The organism is Actinomycetospora sp. 2LY8.5 (assembly GCF_057180585.1).
The window spans coordinates 107,028-128,635 of record NZ_JBXUHE010000007.1; the positions used below are offsets into that span (position 1 = coordinate 107,028).

Sequence of the window (21,608 nt, forward strand, 5' to 3'; positions counted from 1 at the left end):
CAGAAGTTCAGTGGCCTGACTATTCCGCTTAGCTCCTTTATCATCATAGTGGGCGTATACGGAAGCTTGTCGGTCGCGAAGTATTACGAACGTTCGGCGTACCACCTATCGCAGGCGCGCGCACTTACTGAGGCTCTTCGCGAGCTCGGCAGCCTTAGTAGCGAAGATAGACTTGACGCCAGTCGTGAAGCTCATAGCGAGGAGTTCCCGATTCTTCACCGAATCCGACTCAACAAGCTTTGGACCGTGCTCCATGTCGTGGTCACGTTATACGGAACTACGTTACTCATCGTCGCCCTAGTACGCCTGTAGGCATACGAAGCCATTCTCCTAACACTCGTCTACGTGTAGCGAGTCACTAGGCTGCTGCCGTTTTGCGGACCGCCGCTCGAACTTGCGAACGTTCTCTGTGTAGGCATTTTCGCGGTCAGACGATGGTGGGATTAGAGAGCGAAGTGCAAGCGGACCGAGAGCCAAAGCTTCAGACAGTCGACCAACCTCCGAAAAGCTGCCAAAGTTCTTCTCGACCAGCTTCCGTAGAAGCTGAGGTTCCTCGTGGTGAACCGTAACCGGTTCTGCTTTTCGCCAACCACGCGCTGATAGCTGCTTAAAGAGCGATGTCCGCCGCTCGGGGCTAATCAAGCCGAGGTGGTAACCGCGCATTATTAGCGCCTGAATGCTAATGCCCCACCGGGCTTTGAGGCTGGCGAGGCTTCGCAAAGTGACGTCGTCGCTTAGCACCTCGATCGCACGCGAACGCGGGAATAGTAGCGCACCTGCAAATCTGTTCGCTTCATCCTCTGCAGGTGATCCCGTGATGGTTCGACGATTGCTGTGCATCACTAGGTGGCCGAGTTCATGAGCAACCGTAAATCGCTGTCGGTCGCCTGCTCCGTTGGTAAAGAAGCCGATCAAAGGAGCTTCCGTCTCGGTCCTCCACACGGAGTTCCCGAAATGGCCGACGCTGTCCTCGATGGTACCGGTTTCGCCATCGTTGAATGTCAATGGAACCACGCCGATCCCGGATCGCTCGCAGGCTCTAATAAGGTTCCCAATTGGCTGATCTTCGGGGAGCATTAGCTCGGCTCGGGTTCGGTCTGCGACGTCGTCGATGCTGTTCGAATCGAGCTCGTCGGCTTCCACGAGCGAAAGTGATGGACTCTTCAGTCTCGCTTGACTCGCCAGTTGCTTTAGGATTCTGTAAGCCTCGACCGTCAAGGTCTCGACACGCTTCGTATCACCCGCGGTGGCACTCGCGAGCTTCCGGTGCCTCACGCTACCAGCAGGAATGTCCACAGTCTCCACGGAGAAGAAGGACAACGGCGTAGAGGTCCCACGGCTGACAGACCGCAAGAAGTCAGTCGTTGCGCTCTTCGTCCCGTTCTCGACTTGCGAGATCATCGACTGGCTTAGACCGGTCATGCCAGCAAGATCGCCTTGGGTCAGACCTAGCAGATGACGGATGGCGCGGACCCGCTCACCCGCTGTCTCCGCCTGCATCCTCGTCCTCCTGGCTCTCGTCGGTGTCGGCGTCCAGCGGGAGCTCGAGCTCCTCGTTGACCGGCCACCACTCCATCCCGGCCAGCTCAACGTCGACGCGAGGTAGAACGAAGTCCAAGTCGGCGCGGATCGGTTGGCCAAGCTTCCACTTGCCGCGCGGCCGCACCACGCGGACGGAGACCTCCTTCGTCTCGACGTCTACGTGCCAGAGCGCTAGGAGGAGACTCGCCTCCGCGCCGAACAGGGCCAGCTGCTCGTTCTGGTAGTAGGCGATCCGAGCGTGGTTCGTGCCGGGCGGAGGCACGGTACCGCCGGGGCCGTCGTGCAGCACGCGGACCCGCAGCAGCCCGTGACGTAGCCAGAAGGCCGCATTTGGCCTCGCCCCCACGACGGTCCAGGCGCCCAGCTCACCGTCGCGCTCGAACCCTCTGACGGCCTCGCGGGTGTGGAACCGGGTGAGGTGGGACCGCACCGGCGATAGTGCGTCCGGGTCACAGTCCGGATACCTCTCGAAGTGGCCGTAGGCGACGGCGACGCCACGATCGAAGCTCTGGTAGAGCGGGCCGCAGAGCGGTTGGAGGGAGGTCGTGAGCCACCGACGGTCCTCGTCCGTGATCATGGCGGTGATATTATCACCGCGATAGTCACACCTCGCCGGAACACGCCGACGACTGACCTCGAACCGGGCGAGAGGTGCTCCGGCGGCTACGGCCAGGCCGTCGCCAGGCCGTCGGAGGTCGGGGAGGGCCGAGCGGCGCTGAGAAGTCTTGAGCAGCTCAGGCGCAGGTCGGAGCAGGTCCACCCGGGGGCGGTACAGGTCGCAGAGGACCCACGACAGATCTACGACATCTTCGAGGGCACCGAACAGATCCAGCAGCTCGTCATCGCCCGCGCCATCAGTGGCCGGCACATCGCCTGACGCTCCCCAACGGCATCGGCGCTGGTCACGAGGGTTGTTGTCGTGACCGGCGCCGTCGGCGTCTTCACTCCGGCGGGCCGGGGTCGGACCGGCCGCTCAGCTGCCGAGGCCCCTGACGATGATCAGGGCCGTACGTCACGAGGTGATCGACGGCCATCGGGGTGGAGTGAGCGCTCGTTGCCGTCGGCTCGCAGCGCGGACTACCGTCCCGGCGTGCTCCTCTCCCTCGTCGACGAGCTCCGCACCGTGCGCGAGCCGAACTCGGAGCAGGTCCTGATCACTGCTCCCGTCGAGGAGGTGCGCAAGCTCGTCCTCTGCCCGGTCCAGATGGCTGAGCTCGGTGAGGAGGTCGAAAGCATCAGCTGGCTGGACGATGCCAACGCTCCGGCACTCGGTGTCAGGTTTCTGGGACGGAACCGCAACGGCAGACGACGATGGGAGACCGAGTGCACAGTCACCGAATGCACGCCCGACCGGCTCGGGTACGACGTTCACGCCCGCGTCGGGAATGCGCGCATCCCGATCTCTCACTGGCGCTACGACGTCGAGCAGGTCGACGCCGTCACGAGCCGGGTCACTGAGACCAACTGGATCAAGGCGCCCTTGTGGTTCGCGCCGATCGGCTCCCTCATCACTGGTGCAGCTTGGCGGCCGGCCGCCAACCGCTCACACATCACGAGCACTCTGGAACGGGTCCGTGCGGTCATGGAGCGGCCCGCCGGGCACGAGGTCGCAGACTAAGCCTCAGCACGGACACGAGCGACGCTTCGTTGTGGCGCGCCGTGCACGGTTCGGTGACGTACCTGAGCCGCCATTCCTGACCGAAGACGATTTCCGGTCATACCCAGGCAGACCCGACTGGTGGCATGACCCGCGCGACGCAGCCAACTCTCAGAGGGTGTCAACGCCGGTGGGTCGGTCGTGGTAGCCCTTCAGCCCTACGAGTCGTGCCAGAGGGCTACGGACGTCGCCGTCGCTCAAAGCCAGCTCGGCTGCAGCGCCGAAGTCCCATACAGGATTCCAGCCGAGGTCTCGGCGGGCTCGCGCGTTCACGTACACCCGATCGATGGTTTGCGGGATCGACCAGCCTCGGGCAGCGAAGCGATTCACGATATCGGGAAAGAGCTGGATCGCGACCTCTCGAGCGTCGACCGCCAGTCGGGCGCAATCGTGCGGCGTGAACGGTGTGGTTGCACTCACGATGTAGCGAGCGAAGCCGAGGCTCGGGGCGCGCTCAGCGGCGAGGAGGTGCGCGGTGACGACGTCCTCGATGTCGACCCGTCGATAGAGGAACTCCACCGCCTTGAGGTTGGCGTCGTCGAACCGGGCTCGGACCTCGTCGCGGTCGTCGGCCTCGGGGAAGAAGCGGGAAGCTCGAAGAACGACCACGGGTAGGCCGTCCCCTGCAGCGAGCTCACAGAGGTCCTCGGCCGCCGTCTTGGTGGCACCGTAGATGTTTCGGACGCGGTGGGGAACGTCCTCTGTGATCCAAGCGGCAGGTTCTCCGGGCTCCGGGGTGAGCGCGCGCCCGAAGGCGCTCGTGCTGGAGGTGAACACGACGCTGCGCGCTCCCGTCTTCGTCGCGGCGTCGAGGACGGCGAGGGTGCCGGAGATATTGGTGTCGACGAACTGTTCCCGCGTGTGGCTGCCCACATGCGGTTTGTGCAGAGTCGCCGTGTGCAGCATGTGGTCGACTCCGACCGCCGCCTCGAGGACGGCCGCACGATCGGTCAGAGACGACACGACGTCGGTCCACGGTGACGGCTTGCTGTCCACGCCCACGACGGTGTCGCCGCGGTCACGCAGGACGCGGACGAGGGCCTCACCAAGGTGCCCGCTGCTTCCTGTGATGAGCCAAGTGGTCACGAAGGGCTCGTACCCAGATCGAGCAAGGCGCACCATTCGGCGGTACTGATGGGGTGTCCCTGCCGTGTCACGCGTCCCCTGTACCTCATCGGGCGGAGTGATGATCATGCTTGTCGTGGGTGTCAGCCGTGCCGCTCCTGGCCGCCCACGCTGACCAGGGCGGGCCGCCGAGGCCGTCACGTCGCCTGACCCGTCCGATAAGCCTGTACTTATAGAGTTGGGATGGCTAACGTGCCTTCGCCATGAAGTACACCGAGGCGATCGAGATCGCCCTGCCGCGGGAGACGGTCGTCCAGCTGCTCGCGGATCCCGTACACCTGCCCAAGTGGCTCCGAGGCCTGGTGCTCCACGAACCGCTGAACGGGGGCCACGGACAGGTCGGCACCACGTCGCGCGTCGTGCTGCGGACGGGGCAGCAGACGATGGAGGGCACCGAGACCATCACGCGCCGGGAACCGGCGAACCTGCACGGGATCCCGAGAGGCAGCGTCGTCCACTTCGAGCGCGAGATCGTCGCCGCGGGGATGTGGAACGCCGCGCGCGAGCGGCTGACCGAAGCGGGTCCGGACAGGACGCTCTGGGTGAGCGAGAACGAGTACCGGTTCAGCAGCGTGCCGATGCGACTGGTGGGCCACGTCATGCGCCGTGCCGTCCGCAGGCAGTCACGACAGCACATGCAGGACTTCAAGGCGTTCGCCGAGCACGGGCACGACGTCCGCGACGCGAAGGAGAGGTGACTCAGGACCTGCGTGGCCGCGGGACCGCGACCGGGTGGTGCCGGGCGATCCTGACGTCGGCTGTGTGTTCGCCGGCCTCGGTCAGGGCGCGGCGGTGTCGCTCGGCCTCGCGCTGGGCCGCCGCGGGAGCGTAGGGCCCGTAGGCGTCGCGGAAGCGACCCACCGGATCGACGACCACCACGAGGTACTCGGAGCAGCCGTCGGTGAAATCGCCGTACATCGGTTGTGCCTGTCCGTCCATCCCTACCCCCCGGAGGACCGTCACGGTGGTGTGGACGGCGCCCAACGCGTGTCCACCGTGATCCGCGGGCCGCCGGTGCGGCCACACGGGTGACGAAGGACTGTGGATATACCCGCCAGTGGCGTGAACGGAACAGGCCGGAACGTGTACCCCGCGCTGTCGTGTCAGAGCTGTCGCTCCGTGGCCAGACCACCAGGCCCGATCGGAGGGACCTTGATACCGCCGCCGGGCGTACGGCGGCCCCGGTCGCCCGGCGATCGCGCGCCGTCCGACCGGGGCCGCTGCACCCCTCGGAGACCGCTCAGGCGGTCTCCTCGATCGGCGCGCCACTGGCCGCCTTCTGGACCGACTCGCAGCCCTTCTTCGCGGCGGCCTTGGTCTCGTACGCCTCGCCGGACGCGACGATCTGGCCGTTGCTGGCCTTCAGCCGGAACCGGAACTTGCCGGCCTTGTCCTCGTACACCTCGAACTTGCCCGCCATGCGGCTTCCTCCCCGCTCGGTGCTGAACGTGCTGGGTAGGGGCGGACGCTAGTACGAAAAGACGCAGGTTGGGCGCACCTGCGCCCCGCGTGCCTCAGCGCTGCCTGCCCGGCAGCACCGACACCACCGCCCGCCCCACCCCGGCGATCAGCGCGCCGGTGACGGCGCCCCAGTCGAAGTAGTCGCGCCACAGGGTGATGAGGCCGTCGTGCACCTCGAACGTGCCGCACACCCAGAACGACGTGCGCAGGCGTCCGATCTCGATGGTGTCGGTCCGCTCGGTGAGCACGACGGGGCCGTCCGCGACGAGTCGGTGGTTCTCCGCCCGGAACCCGGTGGCCCGCGTCGTGAGCAGGCCGAGCACGCGTCGGGTGGCGTCCCGCCCGCGCGCCGGGGGCAGCGACACGTTCTCGTAGACGACGTCGGGGTGCAGGCGCGCGCACGCCGCGTCGACGTCCAGGCGCTCGAGGTCGGCGAGGAAGGCGCGGACGGTGTCGGCGGGAGCGGCGGGCTCGCTCGGGGTGGTCATGCCGGTGGCCTCCGGGCAGGTGGCGTGCGGATCGGGGTGTCAGGGAAGGTGAGTCTCCATGACCGCCGAGAGCGAGGGCCCGCTCACCGAGGCCCTGGGCACCGACTTCTTCTCGGTGCGCCGCCGCTTCACCGAGGCGCAGTGGGACACGTTCATGGCGGTCCGGCGCTACGTCGACCGCGTCGTGTCCCCGGCCGCGCCCGCCGCCTGGGACGCCGCCGAGATGCCGTGGGAGGTCATCCGCGGGCTGCCCGACCTGGGGATCGTCGGCGACGACATCACCGGCTACGGCTGTCCGGGCCACGACCCCCTGACCTGCGGGCTCGTCGCCATGGAGCTCGCGCGCGGCGACGGCAGCCTCGCGACGTTCCACGCCGTGCAGTCCGGGCTCGCGATGAAGTCGATCGCCATGCTCGGTTCCGCGGAGCAGAAGCAGGAGTTCCTCCCGGCGATGGCGCGCCTCGACCTCGTCGGCGCCTTCGGGCTCACCGAGCCCGATCACGGCTCGGACTCCGTGTCGCTCGAGTCGACCGCACGCCGCGCCGGGGACGACTGGGTCCTCGACGGCCGCAAGCGCTGGATCGGGAACGGCAGCATCGCCGGGCGCACCGTGATCTGGGCGCGCGACGTCGAGACCCGGGCCGTGCTCGGCTTCCTCGTCGACACCAGCGCGCCCGGCTACGACGCGGAGGTCATCCCGCGCAAGGGCTCGATGCGCTCGGTGTGGCAGGCCGACATCCGTCTCGACGGCGTGCGGGTGCCCGAGCGCGACCGCCTGCCCGGTGCGGAGAGCTTCTCCGACACCGGGCGCGTGCTGGCTACCACGCGCGGCACCTGCGCGTGGATGGCGCTCGGCCACGCGACCGCGGGCTACGACGCCGCGCTGCGCTACGCGCTCGATCGCCGGCAGTTCGGCAAGCCGCTCGCCGGGATGCAGATCGTCCAGGAGCGCCTCGTGCAGATGCTCGCGGAGCTGACCGGCATGCAGCTCTACTGCATGCAGATCGCCCAGCTCGCCGAGGACTTGCCGGAGAACAGGGACCTCGCGCCGACGATCGCCGGGCTCGCGAAGATGAACAACACGCGCAAGGCTCGCTGGGTACTCTCCCACGCCCGCGACCTGCTCGGGGGCAACGGGATCCTGCTCGACAACCACGTCATGCGGCACATGGCCGACATCGAGTCGATCCACACCTTCGAGGGCACCGAGACCATCCAGACCCTCATCGTGGGCCGGCAGATCACCGGGCACAGCGCGTTCACCTGAATGATCTAGACGGCGGCCACCGCCGGCTCCAACCGCACCGGCAGCTCGGCGTAGCCGCGCAGGATGCGGGTGGGCCGCCGGCGTGACGGCCCCGCCGGGGCGAGCCGCGGGTGCCGCTCGAACAGAGCCCGCAGCGCGACCTCGCCCTCCATCCGGGCGAGCTGCGCCCCCAGGCAGAAGTGCGCGCCGCTGGAGAACGCGAGATGGTCCTTGGCGTTCGCCCGCCCGACGTCGAAGGTGCCGGGGTCGGTGAAGACCCGCGGGTCGCGGTTGGCGGCGGCCAGCACGGTGACCACGAGGTCGCCGGCCGCGACGGGCTTGCCCGCCACCTCGGTGTCGACCTTCGCCCGGCGCGCGGTGCGCTCGACCGGCGGGTCGAAGCGCAGCATCTCGTCGATCGCGGTCGGCCACAGCTCCGGCTCGGCGGCCAGGCGCTCGCGCTGCTCGGGGTGGGCGAACAGCTGGCTGGTGCCGTTGCCGATGAGGTTGACCGTGGTCTCGAACCCGGCCGCGAGCACCAGCAGCGCCGTGGAGACGAGCTCCTGCTCCGAGAGGCCTGCGCCGTCGTCGTCGACCAGGCCGACCAGGCTCGACAGGAGGTCGTCACCGGGCTCCTGGCGCAGCCGGCGCAGGTGCCCGCGCATCCAGTCGTTGAGGGCGGCGAGGTTCTGCTCCATCGAAGCGTGCGCCTTGCGGGTGAGCCCCATGTCCAGCGAGGTGGCGGCGCCATCGCCCCACGCAAGGAACTGGTCGCGCATCGAGGTCGGCACCCCGAGCATCTCGCTGATCACGGTGACGGGCAGCAGGCTCGCGTAGCGCTCGACGAGGTCGACGGTGAGGTCGCCGTTCTCGTCGGCGCGGTCGTGCGCGGCGCGCTCCATCTCGTCGAGGAGCTCCTGGGCCACCTCGGTGGTGCGCTCGCGCAGGGCGGCGACGCGCTTCGCGGTGAAGGCGCGGCTGACGAGCTTGCGGTAGCGGGGGTGGTCGGGCGCGTCGACCGCAAGCATCGAGGGCGGCTCGATCGGGCCGGGGTTGCGCGGCGGGCCGGCGAGCGCGAGCGCAGCCTTGGCCGGGGCGGGCACGACCTCGGTGGGGTGCGTGACCCCGAAGTCGTCGCTGCGCAGCACCGCCGTCGCCACGTCGTGGTGGACGGTCAGCCGGGCGAAGGCACCGAGGGCGAACGGGTACGACGGGCGCAGCGCCTCGTAGTGCGGGAAAGGATCGGCCTGCATCGCCGGGTCGAGCAGCAGGCGGGCGTCCGGATTGCCCGCGCGCACCTGACGGCGGATCGCCGCGCGCATCAGGCCGTGGGTGGCGCCCCAGCGCAGCGTGGTGCCGACTGAGGACAGGGGGATCGGGGTCACAGCGGCCTCCTGCGGTCGATTGGTACGACGTCGTACCGGCAGCTGAACGAAACCATACTCGGAGTATGTGTTCGTCGTCCAGGCCTCTCGCGGGTACGTCCCGCCCGTGCAGACGACCCTGCGGGCCTCCGGCCCGCTGCCCGCCGCCGCGGCGTGGGAGCGCTACGCCGACCTCGACCGCTGGAGCCACTGGGCACCGCAGATGTCGGGCGTCTCGGTGACCGGCGGAGACCCACGCCGGCTGCATCCCGGCCTCGAGGGCACCGTGCGGGCGGCCGGGCTGGTGCACGTGCCGTTCGAGGTCCTCGCGGTCGACGAGGCGGCGCGCACGTGGTCGTGGCGTGTGCGGGTCGGGCCGATCACGCTGTACCTCGAGCACGGCGTCGAGGACCCGGGCGCCGACGACGGGCCGTGCGTGGGCGCCCGGACCTGGCTGCGCACCACCGGCCCCGCACCCCTCGTCGTGGCCTACGCCCCACTCGCGCTGATCGCGTTGCACTCCCTGCTGCTGGAGCGGTGACCGGTGCGCCTCCTGCTGACCACCGACACCCACCTCACGCCCCGCTACCCGAACCGCGAGCTCCCGGCCGAGCTCTGGGCGGAGATCGACGCCGCCGACGTCGTCGTGCACGCCGGCGACTGGATGGACCCAGCGCTGCTCGACGCCTTCGAGGAGCGGGCCGCGCGGCTGGTCGCGTGCTGGGGGAACAACGACGGCGACGCGCTGCGCGCCCGCCTGCCCGAGACCGCCGTCGCCGAGGTCGGCGGCCTACGCCTCGCCGTGACGCACGAGACCGGGGCGGCGGCCGGGCGCGAGCGCCGCTGCGACGCCCGGTTCGGGCCCGGCGCCGAGACCCCGGTCGACGTCCTCGTCTTCGGGCACAGCCACATCCCGTGGGACTCGACGACGCCCGGCGGTGTGCGGCTGCTCAATCCGGGGTCACCGACCGAGCGCCGTCGCCAGCCGGCCTGCACCTACATGACCGCCGACGTCGAGGACGGCGCGCTCACGATCGTGCGACGACACGACCTGCCACCCGGCGCGGCGCTCCGTCCGTGACCTACTACCGTGTGTCATCGTTCCCGGAAGGGTGAGTCTGGGTGTGAAGGTGGTCCTGGCTCCCCCGGCCGGGCGAATATTCAGCGATGCTGCTGGTCGTGGGCAACGAGGTGGAGCAACAACCGTCCCCCTCGGTGAGCACGGTGGGTGATGCCCTTACCGTTTCCCGGGCGGTTGGAACACCACCAGGCGTCCAGGACGACCGATGACCGGACAGGAGGACGGCACGTCGGCGGTACCGCCCTCGCGGGCCCGCGAGGGGTAGGACGACGACGGGAGGCTCGTGACGATCGCCGGTGCGGTGTTGTCGGTGCAGTCGCGAGGATCGAGACGAAACGGCCGATGACCCTTCTTGCCGAGCGACCCCCGGACGAGGTCGACGAGTCGGAACTCGTCGTCGGCCGTCGTATCCAGGAGTTCTCCCAGCTGGCGGGGCCGATCCGTGAACCGGACCCCGCCGACGGCCCCTACCGTGTCGCCTATCGCGGCGTCGACGCGGTCCACGGGCGTGGTCGCGTCGCGCGTTCCCTGCTCGTCGCCGGCCTGAACTTCGCCTTCGAGGCCCTGTTCTTCCTCTGGCTCCTGCACCCCTCGCACCGGCCCCCGGTGATCGGGTCCGACTTCGCGATCTACGCCAACTGGGTCGTGATCGGGTCGATCGGGCTCATGGAGCTGCTGCGCCTGATCAACGTGCTGTCGCTGTCGCTGGCCTCGGTCATCGCGCGCGACCCCGTCCCCGTGCCGCCCGAACCGGACCGGCGCATCGCCTTCCTCACGACGATCGTTCCCAGCAAGGAACCGATCGACGTCGTGCGCGGGACGCTGCAGGCCGCGCTGCGCATCCAGTACGACGGCATCCTCGACGTCTGGATCCTCGACGAGGGTGACGACGACGACGTGAAGGCCATGTGCCGCGAGCTCGGCGTCAACCACTTCACCCGCAAGGGCATCGACAAGTACAACCGCCGCAAGGGCGCCTTCAAGGCGAAGACCAAGCACGGCAACTACAACGCCTGGGTCGCCGAGCACGGCGACTCCTACGAGGTGTTCCTGTCGGTCGACCCCGACCACGTGCCGCTGCCCAACTACGCCGAGCGCATCCTCGGGTACTTCCGCGACCCCGACGTCGCCTACGTCGTCGGCCCGCAGTGCTACGCGAACGACGAGACGTTCGTGACCCGGGCCGCCGAGTCGCAGCAGTTCCCCTTCCACTCCCTGATCCAGCGCGCGGCCAACCGCTACAACGCGGCGATGCTGGTCGGGACCAACAACGCCGTCCGCATCAGCGCCCTGCAGAGCATCGGCGGCCTGTCCGACTCGATCACCGAGGACATGGCCACCGGGTTGAAGTTCCACACCCGCAAGAACCCGCGCTCGGGGCGCCGGTGGAAGTCGGTCTACACGCCCGACGTGCTCGCCGTCGGCGAGGGCCCGTCGTCCTGGGGCGACTTCTTCAGCCAGCAGATGCGCTGGTCGCGTGGCACCTTCGAGGTCCTGCTCAAGGAGATGTGGCTGCGCCTGCCCCGCCTGTCGCCGGGTCGCGCGCTGCACTACATCCTGATCACGACCTTCTACCCGTCGATGGCGATCGGGTGGGTCCTCGGAGCGGTGAACGCCTGCCTCTTCCTGGCCCTGGGCGTCCAGGGCGTCGTCGTTCCGGTGCAGCTCTGGCTGGCGCTGTACATCGACGCCACGGCCTTCCAGCTGTGGGTCTACCTGCGCAACCGCCGCTACAACGTCAGCCCCTACGAGGCCGAGGGCAGCTCGGGCGTCAAGGGCATGCTGATGTCGATCTTCGCGGCGCCGATCTTCGCGGCGTCCCTGATCGCCACGGTCCTGCGGCTGCCGGCGCGGTTCGTCGTCACGCCCAAGGGCCTGTCGTCCAGCGCCGACCACATCCTGACCTTCCGGCGCCACCTGCAGTGGGCGGCGCTGCTGATCGGGGCGATCGTGCTCGCGATCATCCAGGGCTACGCGTCCCCGGCGGTGCTGCTCTGGCCCGCCGTGGCGCTCGCGTCCTGCCTCGCGCCGCCGATCCTCTGCCTCGTCGAGCGCATCGTCGGGCGCCAGCCCGCGATCGATCCGGCGCCGGTGCTGGCCGACGGGCGGTCCGGGGTCACTACCGAGTCGCTCGAGCGAGCGGCCCTCGATGCGTTGCTCGCCGCGGGCAGCGCGACCCGCCGCTCGCCCCGTCCGGAGTCCGAACCCGTGCCGGCCTCCGGGGGCGCGGCGCTCGAGGGCGACCTGCCCGCGGGCTGGGTGCGGACGTCGTCGCTGGCCAACCGCCAACGCGACGGCGCGCCCGCTCCTGTGCCGTCGCCGTCGCCGTCGCCGCGCCCCGCCCACCCCGACGAGCGGCCGGATGCCCGGCCCACGCCCGGGCACCGGCGTGCGCTGGAGGACGGCCGGGGCATCGACCCGGCGCCGTCGCCGGTGCCGCGCGATCGGCGACGCCCGGTCGTGCCGGCGGCCGGCGCGCCGGGCCAGCCGGGTCAGCAGCCGGGTCAGCAGCCGGGTCAGCAGCCGGGTCAGCATGGCCAGCCGCCCCGGCCGGCCCCGCACCCGCAGCCGGCCGCGGCGCAGCACGGCCAGCCGGGCCCGCCGAGCCAGCCGGGTCAGCCGGTCCCGCCGGTCCCGCCGGTCCCGCCGGTCCCGCCGAGCCAGCCGGGCCAGCCGGGCCAGCAGCAGCCCGGTCAGCACCCCGCCGGACGCCCGCCGATGCCGGCCCCGGTTGCGGTGCCGCCGCCGGCTCCGCACGCGGCCCCGCCGGGGCCGCGGCCCCGCCCGACGCCCACGCCGCGCCCCGGGCCCAGCCCGTTCGCGGCGCCGGGTCAGCGTCCCGGCGAGCGCCCCGGGGACCGTCCCGCCGACCGGCCCGCGGCCGCCGAGCAGGGTGGTCGGTACGTGGCGCCCGCGGCGGAGCACCAGGGCCAGCCGGGCCTGCCGGGTCAGCCGGGCCCGGCGCGGCCCGTTGCACCACGACCGGACCCACGACCGGACCCACGACCGGACCCACGACCGGACCCACGACCGGACCCACGACCGGACGCACGACCGGACGTGCGCGCCGGCGGCCACGGCGGTGTTGCCGACGGGCCGACCGGCCGCCCGACCCCGCCGAGCCCCAGCCCCTCGCCGACACCCCGGCCCGGTCCCCGCCGCGAGCGGCCGCCGATGCTGCTGTCGACCGCGGCGGAACTGGACGCCGACGGGGTCCAGCCGGTGATCCAGGTCTCGGCTGGGTCTAGCATCGGTAACGAAACAGCAAAGCGACACGACGGACGAGACGGTGGGACCCGCACGTCCGACGCTGTCTCGGTGAACGCCCCGACGGTTGCGGTACGCGTGGTGGCGCTGGCCGCGGTGGCCGGAACCCCCCAGTATCCCGGTGCCGGGGTACCGCCGGACATCGAAGGGCGACGGACGGAGGCGAGTTGATCGGGCAGGGACTGACCAGACGGGTCAAGCGTTTCCTGCTCCTCGTCATCGTCCCGGCCGTGATGCTCGGCGTGAACGTCCCGCCCGCGTGGGCGTGGTTCTCGGAGATCCGGCACCAGCGGCTGATCAACAGCCAGGAGTACAAGGAGCAGTTCGGCAAGTGGGACGCGTTCGAGCTGCCGGACGACCAGAAGGTCAACGCGATCCACGCGGCGGTCCTGCCGACCGGGCGCATCCTCCTCATCGCCGGATCCGGCAACAAGGAGGACATGTTCAACGCGGGGACGTTCAAGAGCCTCGTGTACGACCCGGCGACCGGGCGTAGCCGCATCGTCCCCACCCCGGACGACATGTTCTGCTCCGGGCACACGTTCCTCGCGTCGGGCAACCTGCTCGTCGCCGGCGGCACCCAGCGTTACGAGCGCCTCGACGGCGCGGTCACCAACGCCGGCGGCGGCCTGACGGTCAAGAACGAGGACCCGGACGCGGCACCGCTGCCCCTGCCGGCCGGCACGGAGTTCCGCTCGCCCGAGGGCCTGGTCTACCGCGCCACGCACCCGTTCGTCATCGAGCCGGCCACCAAGGTCGCGACCCGTCGCGGCGCGACGGTCACCGCCAGCGAGACGACCGTGTTCGCCGAGGCCGTCGAGCCCGGCCCGGGCTACGTCTTCGAGGGCCCACGCCAGTACTCCGTGGGTGGGATCCCGCAGGCCGACGCGCAGAACATCTATGCGCTCGGCCAGGCGATGACCCTGCGCAAGCAGAACTACCAGGGCATCGAGGAGACCTACGAGTTCAACCCGTACACCGAGGCCTACGAGCGCGTCGGCGACATGGTGTTCAAGCGCTGGTACCCGACGCTGACGGGGCTCTCCGACGGCGGCGTCATCGCGGTGTCAGGCCTCGACGGCACCGGCGAGGTGCTCAACGGGCAGAACGAGATCTACAACCCGGTCACGCGCACCTGGACCGAGCGCAAGGACCTCACGCAGTACTTCCCGACCTACCCCGCGCTGTTCCAGACCGAGCGCGAGGACGTGCTGTTCTACTCCGGGGCGAACTCCGGCTACGGGCCCGCCGAGGCCGGCCGCGTGCCGGGGTTCTGGAACCTGCGCAACAACGTCCTCACGCCGATCCCGGGGATCCGCGACCCCGATCTGCTCGAGACGGCCGGCTCGGCGTGGGCGGGGCCGGTGCAGGACCAGCGGATCGCCGTGGTCGGCGGCGGCGGTGTCGGGGAGAGCCCACGGTCGACCGCGCGGATCGACACCATCGACCTCGACAGCCCCAACCCGACGTGGCAGCCGGGGCCGATGCTGCCCGAGGGCACCCGCTACCCGAACCTCACGACGCTGCCCGACGACTCGATGCTGATCAGCAACGGGTCCCGGGACTACCGCGGCAAGGGCGACAGCAACAACCACAACGCCCGCATCTACCGGCCGCAGACCAACACCCTGGATTACGCCGCCGACCCCGCGGTCGGCCGCAACTACCACTCCGCGAGCATGCTGCTGCCCGACGGGCGCGTGATGGTCGTCGGCTCGGACCCGCTGTTCAACGACCTGGCGAACACCATCCCGGGCACGTTCGAGCAGCGCATCGAGATCTACACGCCGCCGTACCTGTTCCGGGGCCCGCAGCCGCGGGTCACCGACGCGCCGCCGACGGCCGCCCTCGGCGACACGATCACGGTCGCGAGCCCGGACGCGGCGCGCATCACGACCGCCCGCCTGATGGCGCCGATGGCGTCCACGCACGTCACCGACACTCACCAGCGCTCGATCGCCCTGGACATGACCGTCCGCGGCGACGGGGTGTCGGTCACGCTGCCCGACGACCGCACGATCGTCCCGCCCGGGCGCTACATGCTCTTCCTCAACGACGACCGCGGGGTGCCGTCGGTGGGACGCTGGATCGAAGTCCCCGAGCCGGGGCCCGCGGAGGCGGCGTGACCTCGGTCGCGTTCGCACCCGGTCGCCCGGCCGGCGCCGGGCCGGGGGACGGGGGTGTGCCGCCGAGCGGACGCCGGGCGGCGACGGGCGGTCGTGACCCCCACACGGGCTCCACGGGGTGGCCTGGGAGCCTGACTCCGTACGGACGAGAGTCGGGGACCTGGGCACGTGACAGGGCCGAGCCATACGCGGCCGCACGAGACACCGGAGCAGGACGGGATCGATGACGCAGGACACGCACGGCGGGGCCGGACGGTTGACGAGGACACGGCTCGCGGCGGGCGCACTGATCGCGATCGCCGCGCTCGGACTGTCGGCGTGCTCCGGCGGCTCGGGCGAGGGCGGCGGCTCGGGCGAGGGCGGCGCGCCGGTCGCCCCGGTCGCCTCCGAGTTCTGGGTGGACCCGGCGTCCTCGGCGGCCCGCCAGGTCGAGCAGTGGCGCGCCGAGGGACGCACCGAGGACGCGGCCGCGCTCGAGAAGATCGCGCGCCAGCCCGTCGCGATCTGGCCGACCGGTGAGCTCGGCGGCGTCGAGGGCGAGGTGGCCGGCGTGGTGTCGCAGGCCCGCGCGGCCGGGCGCACTCCCGTGCTGACCGCCTACAACATCCCCAACCGCGACTGCGGTCTCTACTCCAGCGGCGGCGCGGAGAACGAGGACCAGTACCGCGAGTGGCTCGATTCGTTCGCCCGCGGCATGGGCGGCACCCGCTCGGTGGTCGTCCTCGAGCCCGACGCACTGCCGCAGACGCTCACCAACTGCGAGGGCGAGGGCCAGCAGGAGGGCCGCGAGGAGCTGCTCTCCGAGGCCGTCGGGAAGCTGACGCGCGCCGGCGGCGAGGTCTACATCGACGCCGGCAACCCCGGCTTCGTCACCGACACCGGCACCCTCGTGGACGGGCTGCGCAAGTCCGGCGTGGAGCAGGCGGCGGGCTTCGCGCTCAACGTCTCGAACTTCATGAACACCCAGCAGGTGCAGGCGTACGGCGAGCGCGTGTCCGACCAGCTCGGGGGCGCCCGCTTCGTCATCGACACCAGCCGCAACGGCAACGGCAGCTACGACGGGCCCGAGCAGCCGTCGTGGTGCAACCCGCCCGGCCGCGCGCTGGGCACCCCGCCGACCCGCGACACCGGCTCGCAGCAGGTCGCCGCGTACCTGTGGGTCAAGGAGCCGGGCGACTCGGACGGCGACTGCCGCGGCGCCCCGGCGGCCGGCGACTTCTGGCCGCAGTACGCCCTCGACCTCGCCAACAACACGCCGGGTGCCTGACGGCATGTGAGCACTTTCCGGGCCCATAGGCCCGGAAAGTGCTCACATCGGACGTCAGTAGGCGTGGAGGACGGCGGCCATGTCCTCGCGGCCGTGGCCGCCGGAGGACGCGGCGGCGAGGCGGTCGCGGACCGCGGTGGCGAGCGTGGTGTCGACGCCGGCCTCGCGCAGGGCCGCGGTGATGAGGTCGGTGTCCTTGATGACGCCGTCGAGCTCGAACGAGGGCGTGTAGTCGCCGGCGATCATCGCCTTGCCCTTGAGCTGCACGTACGGCGCGTTCACCGCCCCGCCGTCGACGGCGTCGAGGAACTGCTGGGGGTCGAGCCCCAGCCCGCGTGCGAGCGCGACGGACTGGGCGATCCCGTTGACCATCACGCCGATCCAGGCGTTGATGGCGAGCTTGAGGCGGCTCGCGTCGCCGATCGTCTCGCTCACCCACTGGGTCCGCGAGCCGATCGCGCCGAACACCGGCTGCACGCGCTCGCGCAGCGAGGACGGGCCGGACGCGAGCACCACCAGCTGGCCGTTCTCGGCCGGCGCCTTGGTGCCCAGCATCGGGACGTCGAGGTAGGCGACACCCGCGTCGCGCGCCAGCGCGGCCAGCCGGTCGGTGCCCGCGATGCCGACTGTGCTGGCCTGCACCCAGACCGCGCCGTCGGGGAACCGCCCGAGCAGCGGCTCGACCGTCTGCGCCACGGCGTCGGTGTCGAACAGCATGGTGATCACGACGTCGGCGCCGGCGACCGCGTCGGCGGCGCTGTCGGCCACCCGGGCACCGTCCTCCGCGAGGGGCTTCGCCTTCTCGACGCTGCGGTTCCACACCGTCACGTCGAGGTCCTCGCGCAGGAGGCTGCGGGCCATCCCTGCGCCCATGATCCCGGTACCGAGGATTGCGACCGTCATGCGCGCGGCCTACCCCCGCGGCTCGCGGCCCATGCCGAAGAACTCGGGGTTGGGGCGCAGCGCGGTGAGGTGAGCGAGGCGGTTCGACATCGCGAAGAGCGCAGTGATCGCGCCGACGTCCCAGATCTCCTCGTCGGACAGGCCGGCGTCGCGGGCGGTGTCGAGGTCGTCGTCGGACAGCGACGCGGAGTCCAGCGCGAGGGCGAGCGCGAGGTCGACGATCGCGCGCCGGCGCGGGTCGAGGGTGGCGCCGTAGGGGTTGATGCCGACGTGGTCGGCGATCTCGGGCTCCTTGCTGCGGATGCGCAGGATCGCGCCGTGGGCGACCACGCAGTAGGTGCAGTGGTTGGCCCCCGACGTCGCCACGATCACCAGCTCGCGCTCGGCCTTCGACAGCGGCGACTCCCGCTCCATGAGCGCGTCGTGGTAGTCGAGGAACGCCCGCAGCTCCGCCGTCCGGTGCCCGAGCGCCCGGAAGATGTTGGGCACGAACCCCGAACGCTCGGCGATGGCGCCGACGCGCTCGCGCAGGTCGTCGGGGAGGTCGTCGAGCTCGACGACGGGGAAGCGGCTCACGGAGTCGGTCACGCCCCGGACGGTAGGTCCGCGACGTCGGCGCGGCCAGCGTGAGCCCCGGGGGTGGAGCGAGGGACTCCTCGGGTGCGTGGGACGCAGCGAGGGCGTCCCTCGCGCCACACCCGGTCGCGAGCCGCCGTGGAGCGAGGGACTCCCTGGGTGCCTGGGACGCAGCGAGGGGGTCCCTCGCTGGTCCCCCCACGCTCAGCCCGGCGGGCGGAAGGTGATGCCGCAGCGCTGCTGGGTGACCTCCTGGATGCGGGTCACCGCGGGCTGGGCCTCGCGCTGCAGTCGCTCGAGCTCGGCGCGGTCGATGCGTGAGGGGTCGCCGCCGGTCTCCGCGAGCGACGACAGCGCCTGCTCGGTGAGGTCCTGCACGGTGCGCCACTGGGCGGCGATCTCGGGCGGGGCGGTGGCGACGAGGTCGGCGACCTGGCGCCGCGCCTCGTCCGACGACGGCAGGACGCCGCTGCCGCCTGCTCCCGGCGCCGCCTGCTCCGCCTGCACTCGCGTGATCGCGTCGCAGTAGGGCTTCACGGCCGGGTCCGGTGTGGCGGGCGCGGCCGACGCGCCCGGCGCGGACACCCCCGACGGGGGCGGGGCCTCGGACGCCCCACCGCCGCACGCCGCGACGCCCGTGACGAGCCCGATCCCCGCGATCGTCACGGCCAGCGCACGGCCCGCCCGGCCGAGTCCTGCGGTCACCGAGAGCCCCTTTCGCCGCCTGACGCACGAGCATGCTGGCAGGGGTCCGCCTCGGGGTCCGGACCGGGTGGCGATGGGACGCCACCGGACTTTCGTGGTGCGGGGCACTCCCGGCCCGCGGGGCGCTCGTGTCAGAGTGAGCGGCGTGGAGGTCGCCGAGGAACACCGCGCGCTGGTGCGCCAGTGGTGCGCGCGCCGCGTGCCCGAGGGGCAGCGCGACCAGGCCCGCATCTCCTACACCGAGCGGGCCGGGCGCATCACCATCTCCGCACGCCGCGCACCGGTGTTCCCCGAGCTCGGTAGCGGCTGGACCACCGAGCCCATCGCGCAGCTGCGCCTGGCGTCCGACGAGGAGCGCTGGATCCTGCTCTGGCCGGACTCCAGCGGACGGTGGCACCGCTACCCCGACGAGACCAAGGCCAGTTCCCCCGCGCCCCTGCTCGACATCATCGACGCCGACCCGACGGGCATCTTCTGGGGATGACCTCCGCCACCGCGGCCGACGTGGCCGCGCGCGTCCGGAACCACGACCGTGACGAGCGCCGCGTCGCCGACCGCCCCGACCTGCGCGCCGCCGCCGTCGCCGTCGTCGTGCTCGACGACGTCGAACGCGGCCCCGGCGTGCTGCTCACCCGGCGGACCTCACGGCTGCGCGACCACCCCGGACAGTTCGCCCTGCCCGGCGGGTCGGTCGACCCCGGCGAGGGCACCGTCACCGCCGCGCGCCGCGAGCTCGACGAGGAGCTCGGCCTGCGCCTCGGCGACGACACCGTGCTGGGGCTCCTCGACGACTACCCGACCCGGTCCGGCTTCGTGATCACGCCGGTGGTGATGGCAGCGTCCGGCGCGGTGGCCGACCTGACGCCCTCGCCCGACGAGGTCTCGCAGCTCTTCCACATCGCGCTCGACGAGCTCGACGTCGAGCCGCTCTTCCACGCGATCGAGGAGTCGCCGCGGCCCGTCGTGCAGCTGCCCCTGGTCGGCCACTTCATCCACGCCCCGACCGCGGCGGTCCTGCTCCAGTTCCGCGAGGTCGCGCTGCACGGCCGCACCACACGCGTCGACGAGCTCGAGCAGCCGGTCTTCGCCTGGCGGTGACGGGTCGAACACGCCGCGTGGAGATCCGGGCCCTTGACCGTTAAGGCGACGTGACGCTGACCCCGTTACGATGCGTGGCTTCCGAACATCGTGGTTCGCTGGAGAGCGACCCCGATACGAGGAACGTGAACACACGTGTGCGGAATCGTCGCCGCCTATGGCGTCATCGACCCCGAGAAGTGTGAGCGGATGCTCGCCCGGATCCACCACCGCGGACCGGATGACACGGGACGGGTGCAGCTGGAGAACGCGTGGCTCGGCCACCAGCGCCTGTCGATCATGGATGTCAGCGGTGGCAAGCAGCCGATCGCCGACGACACCGACTCGGCCTACGTCGTCGGCAACGGCGAGATCTACAACCACGAGGACATCCGTGACGTCCTCTCCGAGGTCAGGTTCGCCACCGACTCGGACACCGAGTCCGCCTTCCGCCTGGTCCTGCGCGACGGCTCGGCCGCGCTGTACGAGGTGCGCGGCATGTTCGCGCTCGCGATGGCGCACACCGACGGGCGCGGCGCGGTCGCACGCGACCCGATCGGCATCAAGCCGCTCTACTGGGCGCGCCTCGACGGCGTGACGATCTTCGCCAGCGAGCTGCGGGCCTTCGACGAGGAGGACCAGCCCTTCGTCGAAGCCTTCCCGCCCGGGCACGTGTGGACGCCGGGCCTGGGGGGTGGGGCCGGCCACGACATCGCCGAGGGCGCCATCGTCCGCTTCGCCGACGCCGTGCCGGTCGAGGTGCGCCCCGCGCGCTACGCCCCGGACAAGCAGTGGACCGAGGAGGACCTCGGCGCCATCCGGGACGTGCTCTCCGACTCGATCCGCCGGCACATGATGAGCGACGTGCCGGTCGGCGTGTTCCTCTCCGGCGGGCTCGACTCGGCGATCGTCGCGGCCGTCGCCGCCAAGGTGGCCGACGAGAAGGGCGAGCGCCTGCCGACCTTCGCCGTCGGCACCGAGGGGTCCGCCGACCTGCTCGCGGCCCGGGCCGTCGCCGACTTCCTCGGCACCGACCACCACGAGATCGTCCCGACCGCGGACGACCTCGAGGAGGCGCTCGACGAGGCCGTCACGGTGATCGAGCACTTCGACCCGGCGCTCGTGCGCTCCGCGGTGCCGAACCTGCTCCTGGCCCGCGAGGCGGTGAAGCACGTCAAGGTGGTGCTCACCGGCGAGGGCGCCGACGAGCTGTTCGCGGGCTACGAGTACGTGCACACCGAGGAGTTCTCGACCCCGGACGCCCTGCAGGCCGAGCTCGTCCGGTCGATCGAGAGCCTGCACGAGCTCAACCTGCAGCGCTGCGACCGCACGACGATGAACTACGGCCTCGAGGCCCGCGTCCCGTTCCTCGACGCGACCGTCATGCGCGAGCTGCTCGCCCTGCCCGCCGAGTGGAAGCTGAAGATCCACGACCGCGTGGAGAAGCAGCTGCTGCGCGAGGCCTTCGACGGGATGGTGCCCTACGACATCATCTGGCGCGGCAAGGAGCAGTTCGGCGACGGCTCCGGGGCCAAGGACGTGCTCTCGGCGCTCGTCGAGAAGGAGAAGGCCAAGGAGGGCGCGCAGGGCGCCGAGCCCCCGACGGTGGAGCACGGCTGGGACCTGCGCAGCGACGAGGAGATCGCGTACTACCGCACCTGGCACCGCTCGTTCGCCGGTGTGCGCCCCGATCGCACCCTCGGCGCGTTCGCCACGGCGTGAC

The 21,608-nt window shown here is 71.0% G+C and carries 21 protein-coding genes; 11 read left to right on the top strand and 10 right to left on the bottom strand.

Going from position 1 to position 21,608, the window contains the following annotated elements:
• Nucleotides 1-330 precede the first annotated feature (330 nt).
• Together AC2A1K_RS11640 and AC2A1K_RS11645 are read right to left on the bottom strand one after the other, a co-directional pair.
• Nucleotides 331-1,500 carry a helix-turn-helix domain-containing protein gene (locus AC2A1K_RS11640; protein WP_483896453.1) on the bottom strand — a complete coding sequence of 390 codons (1,170 nt, stop codon included), beginning with the start codon at nt 1,498-1,500 and terminating at the stop codon, nt 331-333.
• On the bottom strand, nt 1,478-2,119 hold the full coding sequence (locus AC2A1K_RS11645; RefSeq protein ID WP_483896454.1) for a hypothetical protein: 642 nt from the start codon (nt 2,117-2,119) through the stop codon (nt 1,478-1,480). Before AC2A1K_RS11645 ends, AC2A1K_RS11640 begins: the two co-directional genes overlap by 23 nt.
• A 513-nt stretch (nt 2,120-2,632) precedes the next feature.
• Here AC2A1K_RS11645 and AC2A1K_RS11650 point away from each other — a divergent pair.
• Nucleotides 2,633-3,160, top strand: coding sequence for an SRPBCC family protein (locus AC2A1K_RS11650; RefSeq protein WP_483896455.1), 528 nt, complete (start codon nt 2,633-2,635; stop codon nt 3,158-3,160).
• A gap of 150 nt (nt 3,161-3,310) precedes the next feature.
• Here the strand turns inward: AC2A1K_RS11650 and AC2A1K_RS11655 are convergent, their stop codons facing one another.
• A complete protein-coding gene (locus AC2A1K_RS11655) occupies nt 3,311-4,321 on the bottom strand; it encodes an NAD-dependent epimerase/dehydratase family protein (protein WP_483896548.1) in 1,011 nt (336 codons plus the stop codon).
• 206 nt (nt 4,322-4,527) lie between these two features.
• Between AC2A1K_RS11655 and AC2A1K_RS11660 the strand changes: the two genes are divergently transcribed.
• Complete coding sequence (locus AC2A1K_RS11660; protein ID WP_483896456.1) at nt 4,528-5,022, top strand: SRPBCC family protein; 495 nt, start codon at nt 4,528-4,530, stop codon at nt 5,020-5,022.
• 1 nt (nt 5,023) lies between these two features.
• On the opposite strand, the gene AC2A1K_RS11665 is transcribed toward AC2A1K_RS11660, so the two are convergent.
• The 3 genes from AC2A1K_RS11665 to AC2A1K_RS11675 all read right to left on the bottom strand — a co-directional run bounded on the left by AC2A1K_RS11665 (nt 5,024) and on the right by AC2A1K_RS11675 (nt 6,273).
• Complete coding sequence (locus tag AC2A1K_RS11665; RefSeq protein WP_483896457.1) at nt 5,024-5,263, bottom strand: hypothetical protein; 240 nt, start codon at nt 5,261-5,263, stop codon at nt 5,024-5,026.
• A 301-nt stretch (nt 5,264-5,564) separates the two neighbouring features.
• Nucleotides 5,565-5,744: a YegP family protein gene (locus AC2A1K_RS11670; protein ID WP_483896458.1), complete on the bottom strand. Its 180-nt coding sequence runs from the start codon at nt 5,742-5,744 to the stop codon at nt 5,565-5,567.
• A gap of 94 nt (nt 5,745-5,838) precedes the next feature.
• Nucleotides 5,839-6,273, bottom strand: coding sequence for a limonene-1,2-epoxide hydrolase family protein (locus tag AC2A1K_RS11675; RefSeq protein ID WP_483896459.1), 435 nt, complete (start codon nt 6,271-6,273; stop codon nt 5,839-5,841).
• Nucleotides 6,274-6,331: 58 nt separating this feature from the next.
• Between AC2A1K_RS11675 and AC2A1K_RS11680 the strand changes: the two genes are divergently transcribed.
• Nucleotides 6,332-7,540 carry an acyl-CoA dehydrogenase family protein gene (locus AC2A1K_RS11680; protein ID WP_483896460.1) on the top strand — a complete coding sequence of 403 codons (1,209 nt, stop codon included), beginning with the start codon at nt 6,332-6,334 and terminating at the stop codon, nt 7,538-7,540.
• A 5-nt stretch (nt 7,541-7,545) separates the two neighbouring features.
• On the opposite strand, the gene AC2A1K_RS11685 is transcribed toward AC2A1K_RS11680, so the two are convergent.
• Nucleotides 7,546-8,904 carry a cytochrome P450 gene (locus tag AC2A1K_RS11685; RefSeq protein ID WP_483896461.1) on the bottom strand — a complete coding sequence of 453 codons (1,359 nt, stop codon included), beginning with the start codon at nt 8,902-8,904 and terminating at the stop codon, nt 7,546-7,548.
• Nucleotides 8,905-8,971: 67 nt separating this feature from the next.
• Here AC2A1K_RS11685 and AC2A1K_RS11690 point away from each other — a divergent pair, with 67 nt between their 5' ends.
• From AC2A1K_RS11690 to AC2A1K_RS11710, 5 genes are all read left to right on the top strand, one after another.
• Complete coding sequence (locus AC2A1K_RS11690) at nt 8,972-9,424, top strand: SRPBCC family protein (protein ID WP_483896462.1); 453 nt, start codon at nt 8,972-8,974, stop codon at nt 9,422-9,424.
• 3 nt (nt 9,425-9,427) lie between these two features.
• The gene (locus AC2A1K_RS11695; protein ID WP_483896463.1) at nt 9,428-9,964 is read left to right on the top strand and encodes a metallophosphoesterase family protein; all 537 of its coding nucleotides are present in this window, start codon (nt 9,428-9,430) and stop codon (nt 9,962-9,964) included.
• 342 nt (nt 9,965-10,306) lie between these two features.
• The gene (locus AC2A1K_RS11700) at nt 10,307-13,402 is read left to right on the top strand and encodes a glycosyltransferase family 2 protein (protein WP_483896464.1); all 3,096 of its coding nucleotides are present in this window, start codon (nt 10,307-10,309) and stop codon (nt 13,400-13,402) included.
• On the top strand, nt 13,399-15,357 hold the full coding sequence (glxA, locus tag AC2A1K_RS11705) for a radical copper oxidase GlxA (protein ID WP_483896465.1): 1,959 nt from the start codon (nt 13,399-13,401) through the stop codon (nt 15,355-15,357). Before AC2A1K_RS11700 ends, glxA begins: the two co-directional genes overlap by 4 nt.
• Nucleotides 15,358-15,580: 223 nt before the next feature.
• Nucleotides 15,581-16,624, top strand: a complete 1,044-nt coding sequence (locus AC2A1K_RS11710) for a glycoside hydrolase family 6 protein (protein WP_483896466.1) — start codon at nt 15,581-15,583, stop codon at nt 16,622-16,624.
• Between the two features lie 54 nt (nt 16,625-16,678).
• Here AC2A1K_RS11710 and AC2A1K_RS11715 read toward each other — a convergent pair whose 3' ends face one another.
• The 3 genes from AC2A1K_RS11715 to AC2A1K_RS11725 all read right to left on the bottom strand — a co-directional run bounded on the left by AC2A1K_RS11715 (nt 16,679) and on the right by AC2A1K_RS11725 (nt 18,808).
• Nucleotides 16,679-17,527 carry an NAD(P)-dependent oxidoreductase gene (locus tag AC2A1K_RS11715; protein WP_483896467.1) on the bottom strand — a complete coding sequence of 283 codons (849 nt, stop codon included), beginning with the start codon at nt 17,525-17,527 and terminating at the stop codon, nt 16,679-16,681.
• 9 nt (nt 17,528-17,536) lie between these two features.
• Nucleotides 17,537-18,115, bottom strand: a complete 579-nt coding sequence (locus AC2A1K_RS11720; protein ID WP_483896468.1) for a peroxidase-related enzyme — start codon at nt 18,113-18,115, stop codon at nt 17,537-17,539.
• Nucleotides 18,116-18,307: 192 nt separating this feature from the next.
• Complete coding sequence (locus AC2A1K_RS11725) at nt 18,308-18,808, bottom strand: hypothetical protein (RefSeq protein ID WP_483896469.1); 501 nt, start codon at nt 18,806-18,808, stop codon at nt 18,308-18,310.
• Nucleotides 18,809-18,953: 145 nt separating this feature from the next.
• Here AC2A1K_RS11725 and AC2A1K_RS11730 point away from each other — a divergent pair, with 145 nt between their 5' ends.
• The 3 genes from AC2A1K_RS11730 (at nt 18,954) to asnB (ending at nt 21,607) form a co-directional block, all read left to right on the top strand.
• Nucleotides 18,954-19,292 carry a DUF3024 domain-containing protein gene (locus AC2A1K_RS11730; protein WP_483896470.1) on the top strand — a complete coding sequence of 113 codons (339 nt, stop codon included), beginning with the start codon at nt 18,954-18,956 and terminating at the stop codon, nt 19,290-19,292.
• Nucleotides 19,289-19,906, top strand: coding sequence for an NUDIX hydrolase (locus AC2A1K_RS11735; RefSeq protein WP_483896471.1), 618 nt, complete (start codon nt 19,289-19,291; stop codon nt 19,904-19,906). Before AC2A1K_RS11730 ends, AC2A1K_RS11735 begins: the two co-directional genes overlap by 4 nt.
• A 135-nt stretch (nt 19,907-20,041) precedes the next feature.
• The gene (gene asnB, locus AC2A1K_RS11740) at nt 20,042-21,607 is read left to right on the top strand and encodes an asparagine synthase (glutamine-hydrolyzing) (protein ID WP_483896472.1); all 1,566 of its coding nucleotides are present in this window, start codon (nt 20,042-20,044) and stop codon (nt 21,605-21,607) included.
• Nucleotide 21,608: the final 1 nt, after the last annotated feature.

Coding starts and splice junctions, on each gene's coding strand:
- AC2A1K_RS11640 (WP_483896453.1), bottom strand. CDS start 1,500: ATGCAGGCGGAGACAGCGGGTGAGCGGGTCCGCGCCATCCGTCATCTG.
- AC2A1K_RS11675 (WP_483896459.1), bottom strand. CDS start 6,273: ATGACCACCCCGAGCGAGCCCGCCGCTCCCGCCGACACCGTCCGCGCC.
- AC2A1K_RS11660 (WP_483896456.1), top strand. CDS start 4,528: ATGAAGTACACCGAGGCGATCGAGATCGCCCTGCCGCGGGAGACGGTC.
- AC2A1K_RS11700 (WP_483896464.1), top strand. CDS start 10,307: ATGACCCTTCTTGCCGAGCGACCCCCGGACGAGGTCGACGAGTCGGAA.
- AC2A1K_RS11670 (WP_483896458.1), bottom strand. CDS start 5,744: ATGGCGGGCAAGTTCGAGGTGTACGAGGACAAGGCCGGCAAGTTCCGG.
- AC2A1K_RS11665 (WP_483896457.1), bottom strand. CDS start 5,263: ATGGACGGACAGGCACAACCGATGTACGGCGATTTCACCGACGGCTGC.
- AC2A1K_RS11680 (WP_483896460.1), top strand. CDS start 6,332: ATGACCGCCGAGAGCGAGGGCCCGCTCACCGAGGCCCTGGGCACCGAC.
- AC2A1K_RS11735 (WP_483896471.1), top strand. CDS start 19,289: ATGACCTCCGCCACCGCGGCCGACGTGGCCGCGCGCGTCCGGAACCAC.
- AC2A1K_RS11710 (WP_483896466.1), top strand. CDS start 15,581: ATGACGCAGGACACGCACGGCGGGGCCGGACGGTTGACGAGGACACGG.
- AC2A1K_RS11655 (WP_483896548.1), bottom strand. CDS start 4,321: ATGGTGCGCCTTGCTCGATCTGGGTACGAGCCCTTCGTGACCACTTGG.
- AC2A1K_RS11645 (WP_483896454.1), bottom strand. CDS start 2,119: ATGATCACGGACGAGGACCGTCGGTGGCTCACGACCTCCCTCCAACCG.
- AC2A1K_RS11715 (WP_483896467.1), bottom strand. CDS start 17,527: ATGACGGTCGCAATCCTCGGTACCGGGATCATGGGCGCAGGGATGGCC.